Annotated in this window: 10 protein-coding genes; 7 read left to right on the top strand and 3 right to left on the bottom strand. The window is 37.9% G+C overall.

Annotation, left to right across the window (positions count from 1 at the left end; translation table 11 throughout):
- Positions 1-60 precede the first annotated feature (60 nt).
- On the top strand, positions 61-2,235 hold the full coding sequence (locus BM107_RS16590) for a glutamine synthetase III family protein (RefSeq protein ID WP_090985644.1): 2,175 nt from the start codon (positions 61-63) through the stop codon (positions 2,233-2,235).
- Positions 2,236-2,807: 572 nt separating this feature from the next.
- Here the strand turns inward: BM107_RS16590 and BM107_RS24725 are convergent.
- Positions 2,808-2,945, bottom strand: a complete 138-nt coding sequence (locus BM107_RS24725; RefSeq protein ID WP_159435258.1) for a hypothetical protein — start codon at positions 2,943-2,945, stop codon at positions 2,808-2,810.
- A 350-nt stretch (positions 2,946-3,295) separates the two neighbouring features.
- On the opposite strand from BM107_RS24725, the gene BM107_RS16580 reads away from it, so the two are divergent.
- Together BM107_RS16580 and BM107_RS16575 are read left to right on the top strand one after the other, a co-directional pair.
- The gene (locus BM107_RS16580) at positions 3,296-4,477 is read left to right on the top strand and encodes an AIR synthase-related protein (RefSeq protein ID WP_090985366.1); all 1,182 of its coding nucleotides are present in this window, start codon (positions 3,296-3,298) and stop codon (positions 4,475-4,477) included.
- 363 nt (positions 4,478-4,840) lie between these two features.
- The gene (locus BM107_RS16575) at positions 4,841-5,236 is read left to right on the top strand and encodes a c-type cytochrome (RefSeq protein WP_090985364.1); all 396 of its coding nucleotides are present in this window, start codon (positions 4,841-4,843) and stop codon (positions 5,234-5,236) included.
- A gap of 495 nt (positions 5,237-5,731) precedes the next feature.
- Here BM107_RS16575 and BM107_RS16570 read toward each other — a convergent pair whose 3' ends face one another.
- Positions 5,732-6,946 (bottom strand): M12 family metallopeptidase, encoded by a 1,215-nt coding sequence (locus BM107_RS16570; protein ID WP_090985362.1) that lies wholly within the window; start codon positions 6,944-6,946, stop codon positions 5,732-5,734.
- Between the two features lie 514 nt (positions 6,947-7,460).
- Entirely contained in the window at positions 7,461-10,781 is a 3,321-nt protein-coding gene (locus BM107_RS16565; protein ID WP_134203796.1) for a TonB-dependent receptor, read from the bottom strand.
- A gap of 690 nt (positions 10,782-11,471) precedes the next feature.
- Between BM107_RS16565 and lpdA the strand changes: the two genes are divergently transcribed.
- From lpdA to BM107_RS16545, 4 genes are all read left to right on the top strand, one after another.
- Positions 11,472-12,860 (top strand): dihydrolipoyl dehydrogenase, encoded by a 1,389-nt coding sequence (lpdA, locus tag BM107_RS16560; protein WP_090985358.1) that lies wholly within the window; start codon positions 11,472-11,474, stop codon positions 12,858-12,860.
- A 171-nt stretch (positions 12,861-13,031) separates the two neighbouring features.
- Positions 13,032-13,871 carry an MBL fold metallo-hydrolase gene (locus BM107_RS16555; RefSeq protein WP_090985356.1) on the top strand — a complete coding sequence of 280 codons (840 nt, stop codon included), beginning with the start codon at positions 13,032-13,034 and terminating at the stop codon, positions 13,869-13,871.
- Positions 13,871-14,338, top strand: a complete 468-nt coding sequence (locus BM107_RS16550) for a GNAT family N-acetyltransferase (RefSeq protein ID WP_090985354.1) — start codon at positions 13,871-13,873, stop codon at positions 14,336-14,338. Before BM107_RS16555 ends, BM107_RS16550 begins: the two co-directional genes overlap by 1 nt.
- Before the next feature lie 356 nt (positions 14,339-14,694).
- A complete protein-coding gene (locus tag BM107_RS16545; RefSeq protein WP_090985352.1) occupies positions 14,695-15,054 on the top strand; it encodes a hypothetical protein in 360 nt (119 codons plus the stop codon).
- Positions 15,055-15,289: the final 235 nt, after the last annotated feature.

Below are 15,289 nucleotides of genomic sequence, written 5' to 3'. Positions count from 1 at the left end.
GTGATTATTTTACTTGAATTGATAAAATATGCTATTTTTGACAAAAAACATAACGAATTAATGAAAAGCTTAAGAACCATCGCATTAAAAGAGGCTCAAAACAGAATTTCGCCTGAAGTTAAATCTCCTTCTGCTAAAATTTCTGACTTTTTTGGCGCTAATGTATTTGATAAGAAAAAAATGAGAGATTTCTTATCTAAAGACGTGTATGAGAAATTAATTTCATCTATCAACCAAGGTGAGTTAATTAATGCAGACGACGCAAACCAGATTGCTACTGCCATGAAATCATGGGCAATGGCTGCCGGAGCAACCCACTATACACACTGGTTCCAGCCTTTAACCGGTACTACAGCCGAGAAACATGATTCGTTTTTTGAGCCTAGCGGTGAAGGTGCAATTGAAAAATTTTCAGGCAGCGCTTTAGTTCAGCAAGAACCGGATGCATCTAGTTTCCCTAACGGCGGTATCCGTAACACTTTCGAAGCCCGTGGTTATACCGCCTGGGATCCTTCGTCTCCAGCCTTCATTATGGAAAGCAAAGCAGGTAAAACCCTTTGTATTCCTACCGTTTTCGTATCTTATACAGGCGAAGCCTTAGATTATAAAGCACCTTTATTAAAAGCCTTAGCTGCTTTAGATAAAGCTGCTGTTGATGTTTGCCAATACTTCGATAAAAGCATCACCAAAGTAAATGCTTCTTTAGGTATTGAGCAGGAATATTTCCTTGTTGATGAGTCGTTGTTTAACGCCCGCCCTGATTTATTGTTAACCGGCCGTGCATTATTCGGACACATGTCTGCCAAAGGTCAGCAATTAGAAGATCATTACTTCGGTTCAATCCCTGAGCGTGTATTCACTTTCATGGTAGATTTCGAAAACGAAGCCCTGAAATTAGGTATTCCTTTAAAAACCCGTCACAATGAGGTTGCTCCTTCTCAATTCGAGTGCGCACCGATTTATGAAGAAATCAACTTAGCGATCGACCACAACCAATTGTTGATGGATTTGATGGAAAAAGTTGCCCGTCGTCACCACTTCCGTGTTTTATTACACGAAAAACCATATGCAGGTATCAACGGATCAGGTAAACACAACAACTGGTCGTTAATTACCGATACTGGTAAAAACTTATTGGCACCAGGTAAAACGCCAAAAAACAACTTAATGTTCCTTGCTTTCTTTGTGAATACCATTAAAGCAGTGAGTGAGCATGCAGATTTATTACGTGCAAGTATTGCATCGGTAAGCAACGACCACCGTTTAGGTGCAAACGAAGCGCCACCGGCAATTATCTCTATCTTCTTAGGTTCACAATTGAACGATGTATTAGATGAGATCGAGCACTCACGTATCAGCAAAAAAATTAAAGAAGATAATGCACTTTGGTTAGGTATCCCTAAAATCCCTCAGATTTTATTGGACAATACCGATCGTAACCGCACATCTCCTTTCGCCTTTACAGGTAACAAATTCGAGTTAAGAGCGGTAGGTTCTTCTGCAAACTCTTCTGCTCCGATGACGATCTTAAATGCGATTATGGCTGAGCAGTTGATTAAATTCAAAGCTGAAGTAGATAAATTGATCAAAAAAGGTGATAAAAAAGACATCGCCTTGTTAACGGTGATCAAAAAATACATCAAAGAATCTAAATCAATCCGTTTCGAAGGTAATGGTTATAGCCAGGAGTGGGAAGATGAAGCTGCTGCACGCGGTTTATCAAACATCAAAACCACACCAAAAGCGTTAGATGCTTATTTAACTGAAAAATCGGCTGAGTTATTTGCAACAACAGGTATTTACAGCTCGCGTGAGATTCATGCCCGTCATGAAATCATGTTGGAAAACTTCTACAAAAAATTACAGATCGAAGCACGCGTAATGGGCGAAGTAGCCAATACGTCTATCATCCCTGCTGTAATTGCTTACCAAAATTCATTAATTGAAAACGTTAAAGGATTAAAAGAATTGGGTATAGACAGTAAGTCTTCTTTAGAAATTGTTAAAAAACTATCTGAGCACCTGGATATCGTTAAAACCAATATCGATGCGATGTTAGAAGAACGTAAAGTAACCAACAAACTTGAAGATACCCGCGAAAAAGCGATTGCTTACGATGAGAAAGTTAAATCTTACTTCGATACCATCCGCTACCACGCTGATAAGCTAGAGCAAATTGTTGATGATAGCGTTTGGCCTTTACCAAAATTCAGAGAATTATTATTCATGAAATAGATTTTAAGCCTTAAGGTTTAAATCAGAGGGCGTAAGGTTTAACTTTACGCCCTTTTTCGTTTCATAAATTCGTCATTGCGAAGAGGAACGATGAAGCAATCTTACAACGATCGCTATACATATATCCATTAACTTATATGTTATTAAATCCTTAAGGTCGTTAAAGATTTAGGAAATGATAAAAATTAGCATCCTCCCTCGTCTCGTCATCCTGAACTTGTTTCAGAATCTAAAACGTATAATTATAAAAGGCAAAGGTTTTTTTTTGGAAAGCAACACCCCTGCGCATTGGTTCAGATAGTCCTGCTTTCCTTCCTGCTGTAGAATCTTTCAACTTCTCAAATTCATCCTTAACAGCATCCATTCATCCGATGGCCATCGGATCAGGTTTATTTAACATAAGTCGGTGCAAAGAAAAATCCTGCCACAACGAACCAAACTTAGTATCATAAGCCCGATGGTACGAATGCCGTTTTATCAATGATTATTTTCTATCAAATAAATTGAAACGGCAGCAGGGAAAGCGGGGCTGCTGGCCGCCATGAAAGACGACCGTTCACTTTCAAAATCTTCTAATCATCTTTAACATTTTTGTTGTGAGATTGGTTTTTTTGGAAAGCAATACCACTGCTCATCGGTTCAGATAGTCCTGCTTTCCTTCCTGCTGTAGAATCTTTCAACTTCTTAAATTCACCCTTAACAGCATCCATTCAATCAGGTTTATTTAACATAGGTCAGTGCAAGGAAAAAAACCGCCACAACGAACCAAACTCGGTACCCTAAGCCCGATTGTACGGATGCCGTTTTTATCAAAACATTTTTATACCCTCCAAAATTTTAAAACGGCAGGAGGAAAAGCGGGGCTGCAGGCCGCCATGAAAAACGACCGCTCACTTCCAAAACATCTTCAAATTATATATTTAAACCAACCCTATAGAAATTAAACCTCTACTCCATACCGATATTCGATCTATCAACTCCGGACTTCTGACTCCAGACTTCAGACTTTCTATCTTCTCCCCTTTTACCTTCCACCTTAAACAACTATCTTTGCGGCAACATGAGTGATAACAGGTACAATCAACGCGGCGTTTCTGCCTCAAAAGAAGATGTGCACAATGCCATCAAAAACATCGATAAAGGAATTTTCCCAAAAGCATTCTGCAAAATCATTCCCGATATTTTAGGTGGTGATGAGGCATACTGCAACATCATGCATGCTGATGGCGCAGGTACCAAGTCATCGTTAGCTTATGTGTACTGGAAAGAAACCGGCGATATTTCGGTTTGGAAAGGAATTGCACAGGATGCCATCATCATGAACATTGATGACCTGATCTGCGTAGGTGCTACTGATAACATCCTCTTGTCATCAACCATCGGGCGTAATAAAAACCTCATTCCCGGTGAGGTAATTGCCGCCGTAATTAACGGTACGGAAGAGATTCTGTCCGATTTACGTGAACAGGGCATTACCATTTACTCAACAGGTGGTGAAACAGCCGATGTGGGCGATTTGGTTCGTACCATTATTGTCGATTCTACCGTAACCTGTCGTTTAAAACGTGAAGAAATTATCAGCAACGACAACATTAAACCTGGTGATGTCATTGTAGCCTTAGCCTCTTCGGGCCAAGCGACTTACGAAACCGAGTATAATGGCGGTATGGGTTCAAATGGCTTAACTTCTGCCCGTCATGATGTTTTCGAAAAATCAATCGCCAATATCTACCCTGAAAGTTTCGATCCGGCAGTGCCATTTAACCTGGTTTTCTCAGGAGGTAAAAAACTGACCGATGAAATTGAAATTGAAGGTCATGGTAAAATAACCGTTGGCAAACTGGTACTTTCGCCTACCCGTACCTATGCTCCGGTGATTAAGCAGATTTTAGAAAAACACCGCAATCAGATTAACGGTATTGTACATTGCAGTGGTGGTGCCCAAACCAAAGTGCTTCACTTTATCAATGATGATATCCATGTCATAAAAGACAATTTATTCCCTGTTCCTCCGCTGTTTAAGCTGATCCAGGAACAATCAGGTACTGATTGGAAAGAAATGTACAAAGTGTTTAATATGGGACACAGAATGGAACTTTATGTTCCACAGGAAATTGCAGATAGCCTGATCGAAATTTCAAAAAGTTTTAATATCGATGCCAGAATTATTGGCCGTGTAGAAAAAGGTAACCAAAAGCAGGTAACCATTGAGAGCGAAAAAGGAACATTTGTTTACAATTAAACTTTAAATTATTCCATTAATCATAGCCCTGAACACATCATTTGGGGCTTTTTTTTGGTTCTCATCCCTGGGCTGAAGACTTGATTTCCATCGATTTATCCGTTGTACCCAACTTGATTCAATCGTTATATGATCGGGATATATTGAAGCGTTGGAAAGTCAATTGGAAATCATTGCCCTTTTGATTCAATCAAATCATTATGGTTAGCTTTGCTGAGCAACCGTGCTTCCCACCTGAGCGGCTCCGATAATAATCGGATGACGATCACTGAAACATCAATAATGCAATAAATCCATTACAATCTGCAAAAGTCATATCTGTATCATAAAAAGATTTATATTAGTTCTACCAATCAACAGAACATGAATTATAAAAAGACCATCGTAATGGGCCTAATGGCTTGCCTTATATTAAGCCTGAGCGCTTTTATGCCTAAACCCGAACCGGAACCAAAAGCAAAGAATTTAAAGGTATTGCCCAAAAATATCAGCAAGGAAGAACTGGATAAAGTAATGGACGATTTTAAGCTTGCCTTAGGCGTGCGATGCAGCCATTGCCACGCGCCGATGAAAGACAATCCCAGAAAGCTTGATTTTGCCAGTGATGAAAAACCTGAAAAGGAAACTGCCCGGGAGATGATGCGTATGACCGCTAAAATCAATAAAAAATATTTTCATGAGGCCATGAAAGAAGGCAACACTATTGTAAAAATCGCCTGTATCACCTGCCATAATGGTAAAACTGAACCAGCGAAATAAAAAATATCCGCCCTAATTGGAACGTTTTATTATTAAAAACAAAAAGCCTGATTTTGATCAGGCTTTTTGTTTTTTAATCTTTGCTACAAATTTATGAAAGGTACTTTCTTCACCGTTAGCTTTTTTTTCCTGATAAAGAAAATCGAGCTTATGTTCATCAAAAGTTTTGAAGAAAGTATCCCAATCTGTTTCTTTTAAATCGGATTTGCTATCGATATGTTTAGGAAAATGTATCCTTAAAACATCTCCTTCACTTTTTTGGCTGTATCTGCAATTACAGCAGGTACATCGTCATGTTTCTCTGCCCATGCTTTTAATGGTGGCATGGTTATGGGTTTGTCTTGAACCACTCATCATTTATAAATTAGTTTTGAATAAATAGGCTAACTATAAAATCGCATTCAGGAGGAAATGGTTTTAGGTTTATAAAAAATGTCCCAACCTTTCAGCTGGGACAATTTGGATGTCGTTAATCTCAGTATCAGTTACAAATATTTAATGGTAAGATACGGAGCTAAAGGCATTCATAATGCCAATAGAGGTTAAACCCATGGTGTAACTTCCGGCCTGTATTCCCATATTTCCATTATAGTGTATACGGTTTTCCATACCAGCACTATAGCTATTATATCCTTGAGGAATTTCAACATCATAATACATATAATTGGTAACTGCTTGTTCGGAGATCGGATAACTTACTTTAACATAAGAAACTCGGATAATAACATTTCTCGGTAAAGGTAAGGGGGTGCTTAATGATGGGTCACTAAAAAATTCAATATTTACATTATCATCATAAGATTCATTCCAGTCGTCCATTTGATAAATCTCACCTCGGGAGGTGCTTACCTTACAATATATAAGCTTATATAAAGCATTAACCCCTTCTATATCTCCTTGTGAAAGAAAACTATTGTAACCCCACGTGGAGCCATCTTTTCTGGTCATTTGTGGCGCTGTATTTGAGCCGACTCTAGCTTCAGACACACTTGAAGGATATAACATTACGGAATTATAATCAAATGTTCCTATCTGAGATCCAGACTTTCCAAGTACATCATAGGTTTTGTATTGATCTATCCAATCATTATTAATGTTATTGAAATCAATGTTAATATATTGATCGCGGTCAGTTCTGGTTTGTTCATGCATTAACCCCACGGCATGACCAATTTCATGAATAACCGTAGATTTATCTGCACCAGTGGATAATCTAATGAGTTGCTGTCCACCCACCATACCTAATTGTGAATCTCCTCCTCCATTGGATGGAGCTCCTTGAAAATTCACATAATTAGCTTGGTTTGTGCGCTGTACAAAATGTATTGGCGTGCTAGCCTCCCAATCGCTCATCGCATTTAAAATATCTGAACTATGTGTGGCATCATTGATGACATAGTAAACAATACCACCTGGCCACAGTTTTTGAAAATCAGCTGTAAATGTGCTTTCTGTTGTTGCAACCTTATTATTACCAACCTTATTAAATTCTAAATAAGCAATTTGGTCTTTGGATAAAATTACATCTCCTCCAACAACATATTCTCCTCTACTGTTAATTTGAACGGTGACCTGTCCACCATTCTTCAAATGATAGGTAATAACTTTTCCTCGAGTGTTTTGAGATTTTTCCTGCTGCACGGAAGTTTCTTTTTTACAAGCGCTGATCAAAATAACGAGCGCTGCAAGGGCGTGATAGATTTTTTTCATGTTTAACTGTTTAAAAAATTAATTCATATTAATTGATGTTAAATGGTAAAACAATAAAGTTCTTATGGAAAAGCACGAAAGTTTAGTTTTATAGAGTTTAATTAGATCTGGTGAGAGAAACTGCTTAAAGCAGACGATAATCTAATCGGCGAAAAGAATATTTCAAAGAGAGTGTGCATTCATCATGTTTTTTGTTTTCCATTCTAAAAATACAGATTTACTATTAAGAAATTGTTATATTAAATGAGATAATTATTATTACACCCAATGCTACTTAAAACTATCATTCAGTAGGTAACACTTTATGATATTCTTTCAGATCACATATTATAATATACTTTAAGTTCTTGTGAGCTTCCAGTTTAGGTCCTCTGCGCTATTGAATTGTAGATGATAAGTATACGCACTAACTTAACAAAGTATATTTCAGATTTATAGCCGTTTGATCCGGACGAATTGTACACAAAAAAGCCCCGATCACTTGATCGGGGCTTTCTCTTAACTGACTTTTTGACTAAAAAGTATATCGTAATCCTAATTGGATACTGTAAGTACTAGTTGGAGTTACTAAATCTTGAAACGCATTAGTTACCAGTTCATTACTAACATTAGCCATTCTATAGGTTGGCCTATTGGTAGTTGCATTAACGCCTTGAGACACTAATGGATTGTTTATTACAGAGCGCTGATAAGTGCCCCAGTTTTTATTAACTAAATTGGCAGCGTTGATAATATCAGCACTAAACTGAAGTGTCTGTTTACCAGATTTACCTGTGTTGATGAAAATATCTTGTAAGAACCTAACATCAACTCTATGAAACCATGGCAATAATGCAGCATTTCTTTCAGCAAATTTACCTCTGTTTTTGCGTAAATAAGGAGAGCTTTCTATAAACTGATTCAAAGCCGCTTCCTGTTGCGCAACAGTAAAAGTTTTTGCCGATGTTCCACTTCCAATGGTATATTGTTGGAAGATGGTTTCACCAGGTCTTGGTATATACATTAAATCAGATGAACTGTTTGAATCGCCATTAATGTCCCCATTTACAACAAAGCTGTAAACACCTTGGTTAGATCCTTCATAGAAAATAGACAACGTTGTTGCTAAATGTTTAAGATATTCTTTACGATAAGATAAGTTAGCTACAACACGGTGAGGAATAGCGTATGCAGAATTTCCTAATTCTTGAAAGTTAGATGTTGCTACGTTAGGATTCGTATTCCAAACAGAAGAAGCCTGACTACCAGGATTGGCAGTAATTTCTTTAGCCATAGAGTAAGTGTAAGCTGCAGAACCAGAAAATCCATTTGAATAAGATTTACTAATTTGGGCTGTTAATGAAGTAGCGTAACCTCTGGCTGAATTTTCAAGAACGATTGCTGAAGTTATCGCACTATTTAATCGATTGGAACCAATAATACGAGGACGAGTTAAATCACCCTCTAAAACAACGCCATTTGGATTTGCCAAGTTTGCATTACGCATCTTAACCGCATTGATATCCTTAGTATATAATCCATCGAAAGTTAACATGTAACCATCACCAATATTTTTATCAATACCTAAATTAACTCTAAAAACCTTCGGAAACTTAAAGTTCTCATCCATGAAAACAACGTTAGCTGGAGATGATGTTCCGGCAGAAGTTGGAAATAGATTAGCATAAGCATTAGGGTTAGCGTTTAATTTGATATTGGCTAACTGTGCGACACCTGCAGCTGTATTGTTATTGATCGCTCCACCAAACTGATACATACCTGTGTTGGTAGGAATATTAGTTAAGAATACAAACGGAATTTTCCCGGTAAAAACACCCATTCCACCTCTAAATACCAAAGATTTATCGTTAGAAGTTGCCCTGAAGCCTACTCTTGGAGATAACATAACGCTACTTTTTGCCCACTTATCTGTACTATAACTTCTTAATGTTGTATTATCATCAGCATAAAAATTCAGCTTAGATGTTGCGGGATTGTTCAACGGATCTTCGTGATAAATTGGCATATCCGCACGCAAGCCAAAAGTAAATTTCACATTATCGCTTGCATTATATTCATCTTGGATATATGCTCCAGCTTGTCCAATTTTAAGTTGGGCAGAATAAACCGCTGGCGTGTTAGGTATAAGTGAATAAGTATATGCAAAATAAACAGGCGCCTTATCTGTGATTAAATCATTGATAGAATTAAATACATAGTAACTATTAGCAGGTGCCATAAACATGTTACCAACTTTTTGATATTCATAAGTTAAACCTGCGGTAAAATTATGTCTACCTGCATTATAAGTAATGTTATCAGTAAAGTTATATACATCATTAACAACATCGTTATTTAGTGTATAAGGATCCATACCGGCAGTTATGATATTACTACCTGTGGCTCCATCATAGATATCAATAGTTGGAAAAATTTCACCAGGATATCCACGAGTAGCTTTGTTTTTGGTAAATGCTAATAATAACTGATTAGACCATTTATTATTCAATCTACTATTTAATTCTAAAGTTCCGCTTCTGGTAGTATTTAAGAAGCCATAGTTAGAGTTCGCATATGAAAAAGATTTTGGACCAAATCTGTTATTAGGAGCTCTTGAAATGGTACTAGACTGACCTGTAACTTTGAAACCACCACCATTTGGGATACTGGTAGAATTAAGTTGCTGATCATCAGTACCTCTAAAATCACTAAATTTTAATGTCAGTTTATTACTGTTGTTAATGTTCCAGTCAACTTTAGCTAAGATTTTATGGTTATCTCTTGCAAAAGCAGGAAAATCTTGATAGCTGCCAGTTTCATAACCAAATTTAGATTTTAGATAGTCAGAAACAGTTTTCAAATCAGCAACAGTTGTAGAAGAAACCGTACCTGAGCCAGAACCGTTGGTTGGATAAAATGCAATACCCGGTGCTAAATTTTCTTCTTTTTCAGCGTTTACAAAGAAAAACAATTTGTTCTTTACAATCGGACCACCTAAAGTAAAACCATAAGTTTTTGATTTAGAAGCCACTATTTGAGAACTGATATCAGTACCTTTAACATTTTTACCTAAAAAACTTTGATCTCTGTATAGACCGTAAGCACTGCCATGAAAGGAGTTTGTACCGCTTTTTGTTACCGCACTAATGTTAGCTCCGGTAAAACCAGCTTGACGAACATCATATGGAGCGATATTCACCGAAATCTGATCATATGAATCCAACGAAATTGGCTGAGATCCCCCACCTGGAAGTGGATCAGTGTTTAAGCCAAAGTTGTTGTTTAGGTTTGCACCATCAACCTGGATATTATTATAACGGGCATCGCGTCCACCGAAACTATTACTGGCTAAACCAGAACCAGCTTGAGGAGTTAATCTTGTAAAATCAGAAATACTTCTTGAAATTGTCGGTAATGATGCTAACTCACGACTAGAGATATTCGTACTGGCACCTGTTTTCTGAGCATTTACTTTTTTTGTACCTTGAACACTAACCTCAGCTAAGGTGTTACCTGAGTCATCCAGTTTATAGTCCAGCGTAAAATTCTCGCCCAATTTCAGGAAAATATCTGAAACTTTACCAGGTTTGAACCCTATGTAAGTAATTTCTACAGAATAAGGGCCACCTACGCGCATATTGTTTATTGCAAAGCGACCATCATTGCTCGTCGAAACAGTATAGGTTGTTCCGGAAGGTGTGTGTATTGCCTTAACCGTTGCACCTGGTAGAATGCCCTTGGCATCTCTTACAGAACCGGTCATTGATGATGTAGTCACCTGTGCGTTTGCACCAAAAGCAATACCTACAAATGCAACAATAACCAGTACTAATCTTAAAAGTAAAGATTTCTTCATACTTTGATTTTTAATTTTTTTGTTGTTAATGATAATCAAAAGGGATTTTGTAGCTGCAAATGTCCTAATAAAATTTAACAGATTTTAACATTCAATGTTAAATAATTATTAAGTCGGTCATAATTTTTCAACATTTAACATATATGATAGCCATTACAACTTTCAGTTTATCAATACATTGATTGGAAAACTAAATTTTTAACAACAAAACCAATAGTTGCTTAATATTTCGACATAAAAATTAAATTAACATTGGTATTTTTCTAATAATACATATCAACAATTATTTTTTAAGCAATAACATAGCTGTTATTCAACTTTTTATTCAGCTACCCAAATATAATTTTGTAAATCAGGGTGATTATATCTTTCGTTTTTAAAGAGAATCAGGTTAACAATATTCAACCATTGTAAATTTTAACTGCTATCTGAATATTGGCTTAGTCAATTGACATTTTTTTTTTAGTTTTGGACGATGGTTAACGGAGTAGCCTGATTCAATTTTTGGTAATGTTAAAGTTTAAAGCCCGATTATCAAGTTGAAACAGACCTCTTAACTATACACATTATAAAAACTGAACATTAAGAAACAAATATCTTTAAACGGATCGGAAGCACAGGCCAAATTAATATCCATTATATCCCGGCAAACTCCCGTCTGAAGGATAAATAACAAAATAGAAAAAACAGATGAATTACGACGTTATTGTTTTAGGCAGCGGCCCTGGTGGTTATGTAGCTGCAATCAGAGCTTCTCAATTGGGACTAAAAGTGGCCATTGTTGAGCGTGAATCATTAGGTGGTATTTGTTTAAACTGGGGCTGTATCCCTACTAAAGCGCTTTTGAAAAGTGCTCAGGTTTTCGAATATATTAATCATGCTGCTGATTACGGAATTACTACTGCAGGTGCTACTGCAGATTTTGCCGCTGTGGTAAAACGCAGCCGTGGTGTGGCCGATGGCATGAGTAAAGGCGTTCAATTTTTAATGAAAAAAAATAAAATTGACGTGATTATGGGAACTGGTAAAGTAAAACCAGGAAACAAATTAGAAGTTAGAGGTGCTGATGGTTCTCAAAAAGAACTGAGTGCAAAAAATATCATTATCGCTACAGGTGCCCGTTCAAGAGAATTGCCTAACCTGAAACAGGATGGCAAAAAAATTATCGGTTACCGCCAGGCCATGGTACTCCCTGAATTACCAAAAAGCATGGTAGTGGTAGGTTCTGGCGCCATCGGTGTAGAGTTTGCTTATTTCTATGCTACCATGGGCACTAAAGTAACCATTGTGGAGTTTATGGAAAACGTGGTTCCTGTGGAAGACGAAGATGTTTCAAAACAATTGCTACGTAGCTTAAAGAAAACCGGTATTGATGTAATGACCTCTGCAAGTGTGGAATCTGTTGATACCAGCGGAGCAGGTTGTAAAGTTTCGGTTAAAACAGCTTCAGGCATGCAAACCATCGAAGCTGATATCGTGCTTTCAGCAGCTGGTATTGTAGCCAATATCGAAAACATCGGCCTGGAAGAAGTAGGTATCAAAACCGAAAAAGGCAAAATCGTTACCGATGAGTTTTACAACACTTCGGTAAAAGGTTATTATGCGATTGGCGACGTAGTAGGTGGACAAGCTTTAGCACACGTGGCTTCTGCAGAAGGCATTATCTGCGTAGAGAAAATTGCTGGTCAGCATGTGGAACCGTTAGATTACAACAATATCCCTGGATGTACTTATTGCACCCCTGAAATTGCTTCAGTAGGATATACCGAAAAAGCAGCTAAGGCAGCAGGTTATGAATTGAAAATCGGTAAATTCCCGTTTTCGGCATCAGGCAAGGCCAGTGCTGCAGGTGCCAAAGATGGTTTTATCAAATTGATTTTCGACGCAAAATACGGCGAATTACTAGGCGCGCACATGATCGGTGCCAACGTTACCGAAATGATTGCCGAAATTGTGGTAGCACGTAAACTGGAAACTACCGGACACGAAATGATCAAATCTGTTCACCCTCACCCAACCATGAGCGAAGCCATTATGGAAGCTGCTGCTGATGCCTACGGAGAAGTGATCCACTTATAGTCTAAAGTCTGTAGTCCGGAGTCTATAGTCCGAAGTCTTCAGTCGAAATATATAAAAACCCTTTAGTTAATCCTAAAGGGTTTTCTTATTTTTAGCCAATCCGATCTTGATATTTACCAATAGCATCTTGATACCCGGTACTACCGGTACTAAATACTTGATACTAAAAAAATGAAACTTCACACCATAAATACTGGTTTATTTAAGTTAGATGGTGGCGCCATGTTCGGTGTCGTACCTAAAGCCATCTGGCAAAAAACCAATCCTGCTGATGCAAACAATCTTTGCACATGGGCCATGCGCTGCTTACTGATAGAAGAAGGCAATCAACTGATTTTGGTTGATACCGGGATCGGAAATAAACAGGATGAGAAATTTTTTAGCCATTATTACCTGCATGGAAACGATTCCCTGGAAAAATCACTGGCACAGTTGGGTTTCGGAACAACAGATATTACCGATGTTTTCCTTACCCACCTTCACTTTGACCATGTTGGCGGGGCAATTATAAGAGCAGGTGAAAAATTAATACCAGCTTTTAAAAATGCCAGATATTGGAGCAACGAAAAGCACTGGAAATGGGCAGTTGAACCCAACGCAAGGGAAAAAGCCTCATTTTTAAAAGAAAACATCTTACCCATACAGGAAAGTGGACAGCTTAACTTCGTGGTTGAACGGGAAAATATAGAATGGCAAAAGGACATCAACATTAGTTTTGCTTACGGCCATACCGACGCCATGATGCTGCCTAAAATCAGTTATAAAGGCCGAACCATCGTGTATATGGCAGATCTTTTGCCATCAGTAGGTCACCTGCCCCTGCCTTATGTAATGGCCTACGACATGTTTCCTTTAAAAACATTAACAGAAAAGCAGGCGTTTTTGGAAGAAGCGGTCGACAATAATTACATACTTTTTCTTGAACATGACCCTATTAACGAGTGCTGCACCTTACAACGTACCGAAAAAGGAATACGTGTGGCAGAAACCTTTAACTTAAGCGACATTTAATGATCAGGCGCGCCAAACCAGAAGATGCAACGCAGGTTGTACCGCTTTTACTTCAAGCCATGGCTGAGCTTGCGCCAAAGCTAACCCAAACTCAGGATCAGAGCACCATTAACCGCATCTTTGAACATTTTTTTCAACAATCAGGCAATCAGTACAGCTACGAAAACACCTTGGTTTTTGAAGAAGCCGATAAAGTACACGGCTCATTAACTGCTTATGATGGAGCAAAGCTACTTGAACTCAGAAAGCCATTTTTAATTTATCTGAGTCAGCCTGATATAACAGATAATCACCTGGATGCAGAGACTCAAAGCGGAGAATTTTATCTCGACAGCATCAGTGTAAATGTCAGTGCCCAGGGCAAAGGTATAGGCAAACAATTAATTAAAGCAGGCCTGGCCTGGGGAAAACAATCGGGGCATCAAACGATTGGCTTATTAGTTGAGCAAATAATGCGCGGGCCTTGAAGCTCTACCAGCAAATGGGCTTTAAAATCCAAAATGAAAAGGAGTTTATGGGCGGCAGCTATAACCATATGGTATTTAACGTTAAATAGCAAAAAGTAGATTACATCAGAAATCGCCGTTTTCGGGCAACGAAGCAATTTTTAAGCATACGCGACTAGGGATCGTAATAAAGTTGTTTCGCAGGCTGAAAAACCTGCTTTTCATGACGACTTTTCTCAAGTATTAAAACCTCTTTCCTTCCTTCCTTTCTTCCTTCCTTCCTTCCTTCCCACCATACCTAAGCCCCATCCGCTAAACGCTAATTTTTTTCATAATTTATTTGTATTTAATCTAAATAATGCCAATTTTTGTAACCGATGGAAAAAGCGTGTATAGATATTAACCAGCTCGTTAACGTATTCTCAAATACCCACGGTTCAATTTATCAGTCAGATAAGTTAAATTGCTTTTATGTAGATTTCGGGGGGAAGTTTGCACGCTACAATTGCCTTACACTTCAAAAATTAAAAGCTGTTGTAGAACAGATTGATGTTGAAGCCCTCCTTTTAAATACTCAAAAAGCAGATTTTGAATTGGTTACCTTTAACGGCTGCGAACATATCTATTTATTAAGCGCCCTCGAAATCATTGCGTTAAAAGATTTACTGCAAGGCACATTTACCATGTTTAAGCTTAACCATATCATTAGCGACTGCCTTTACAGATTGGTTTACTAGTTTATTGTTGGTTCATTGACCATTAGCAACTCAATACGTCATAGTAAACTTGTTTCAGTATCTATCTAACAAGATCCTAAGATAAACTCAGGATGACTATTACATGAAAACTGCCAACTGAAAACTGCTAACATAGAAGTTACAAATCAACTCAATCCGCCATTCTGAACTTATTTAAGTATCTGTCTGAAAAGATCCTGAGATAAACTCAGGATGACGATTGCACAGGAAACTG

Origin of the sequence: Pedobacter suwonensis (genome assembly GCF_900111825.1) — a bacterium.
Classification (GTDB): Bacteria; Bacteroidota; Bacteroidia; order Sphingobacteriales; family Sphingobacteriaceae; genus Pedobacter; species Pedobacter suwonensis.
Note: the sequence above shows the minus strand (reverse complement) of the source record. Positions and strands in the feature narration are given on the sequence as shown.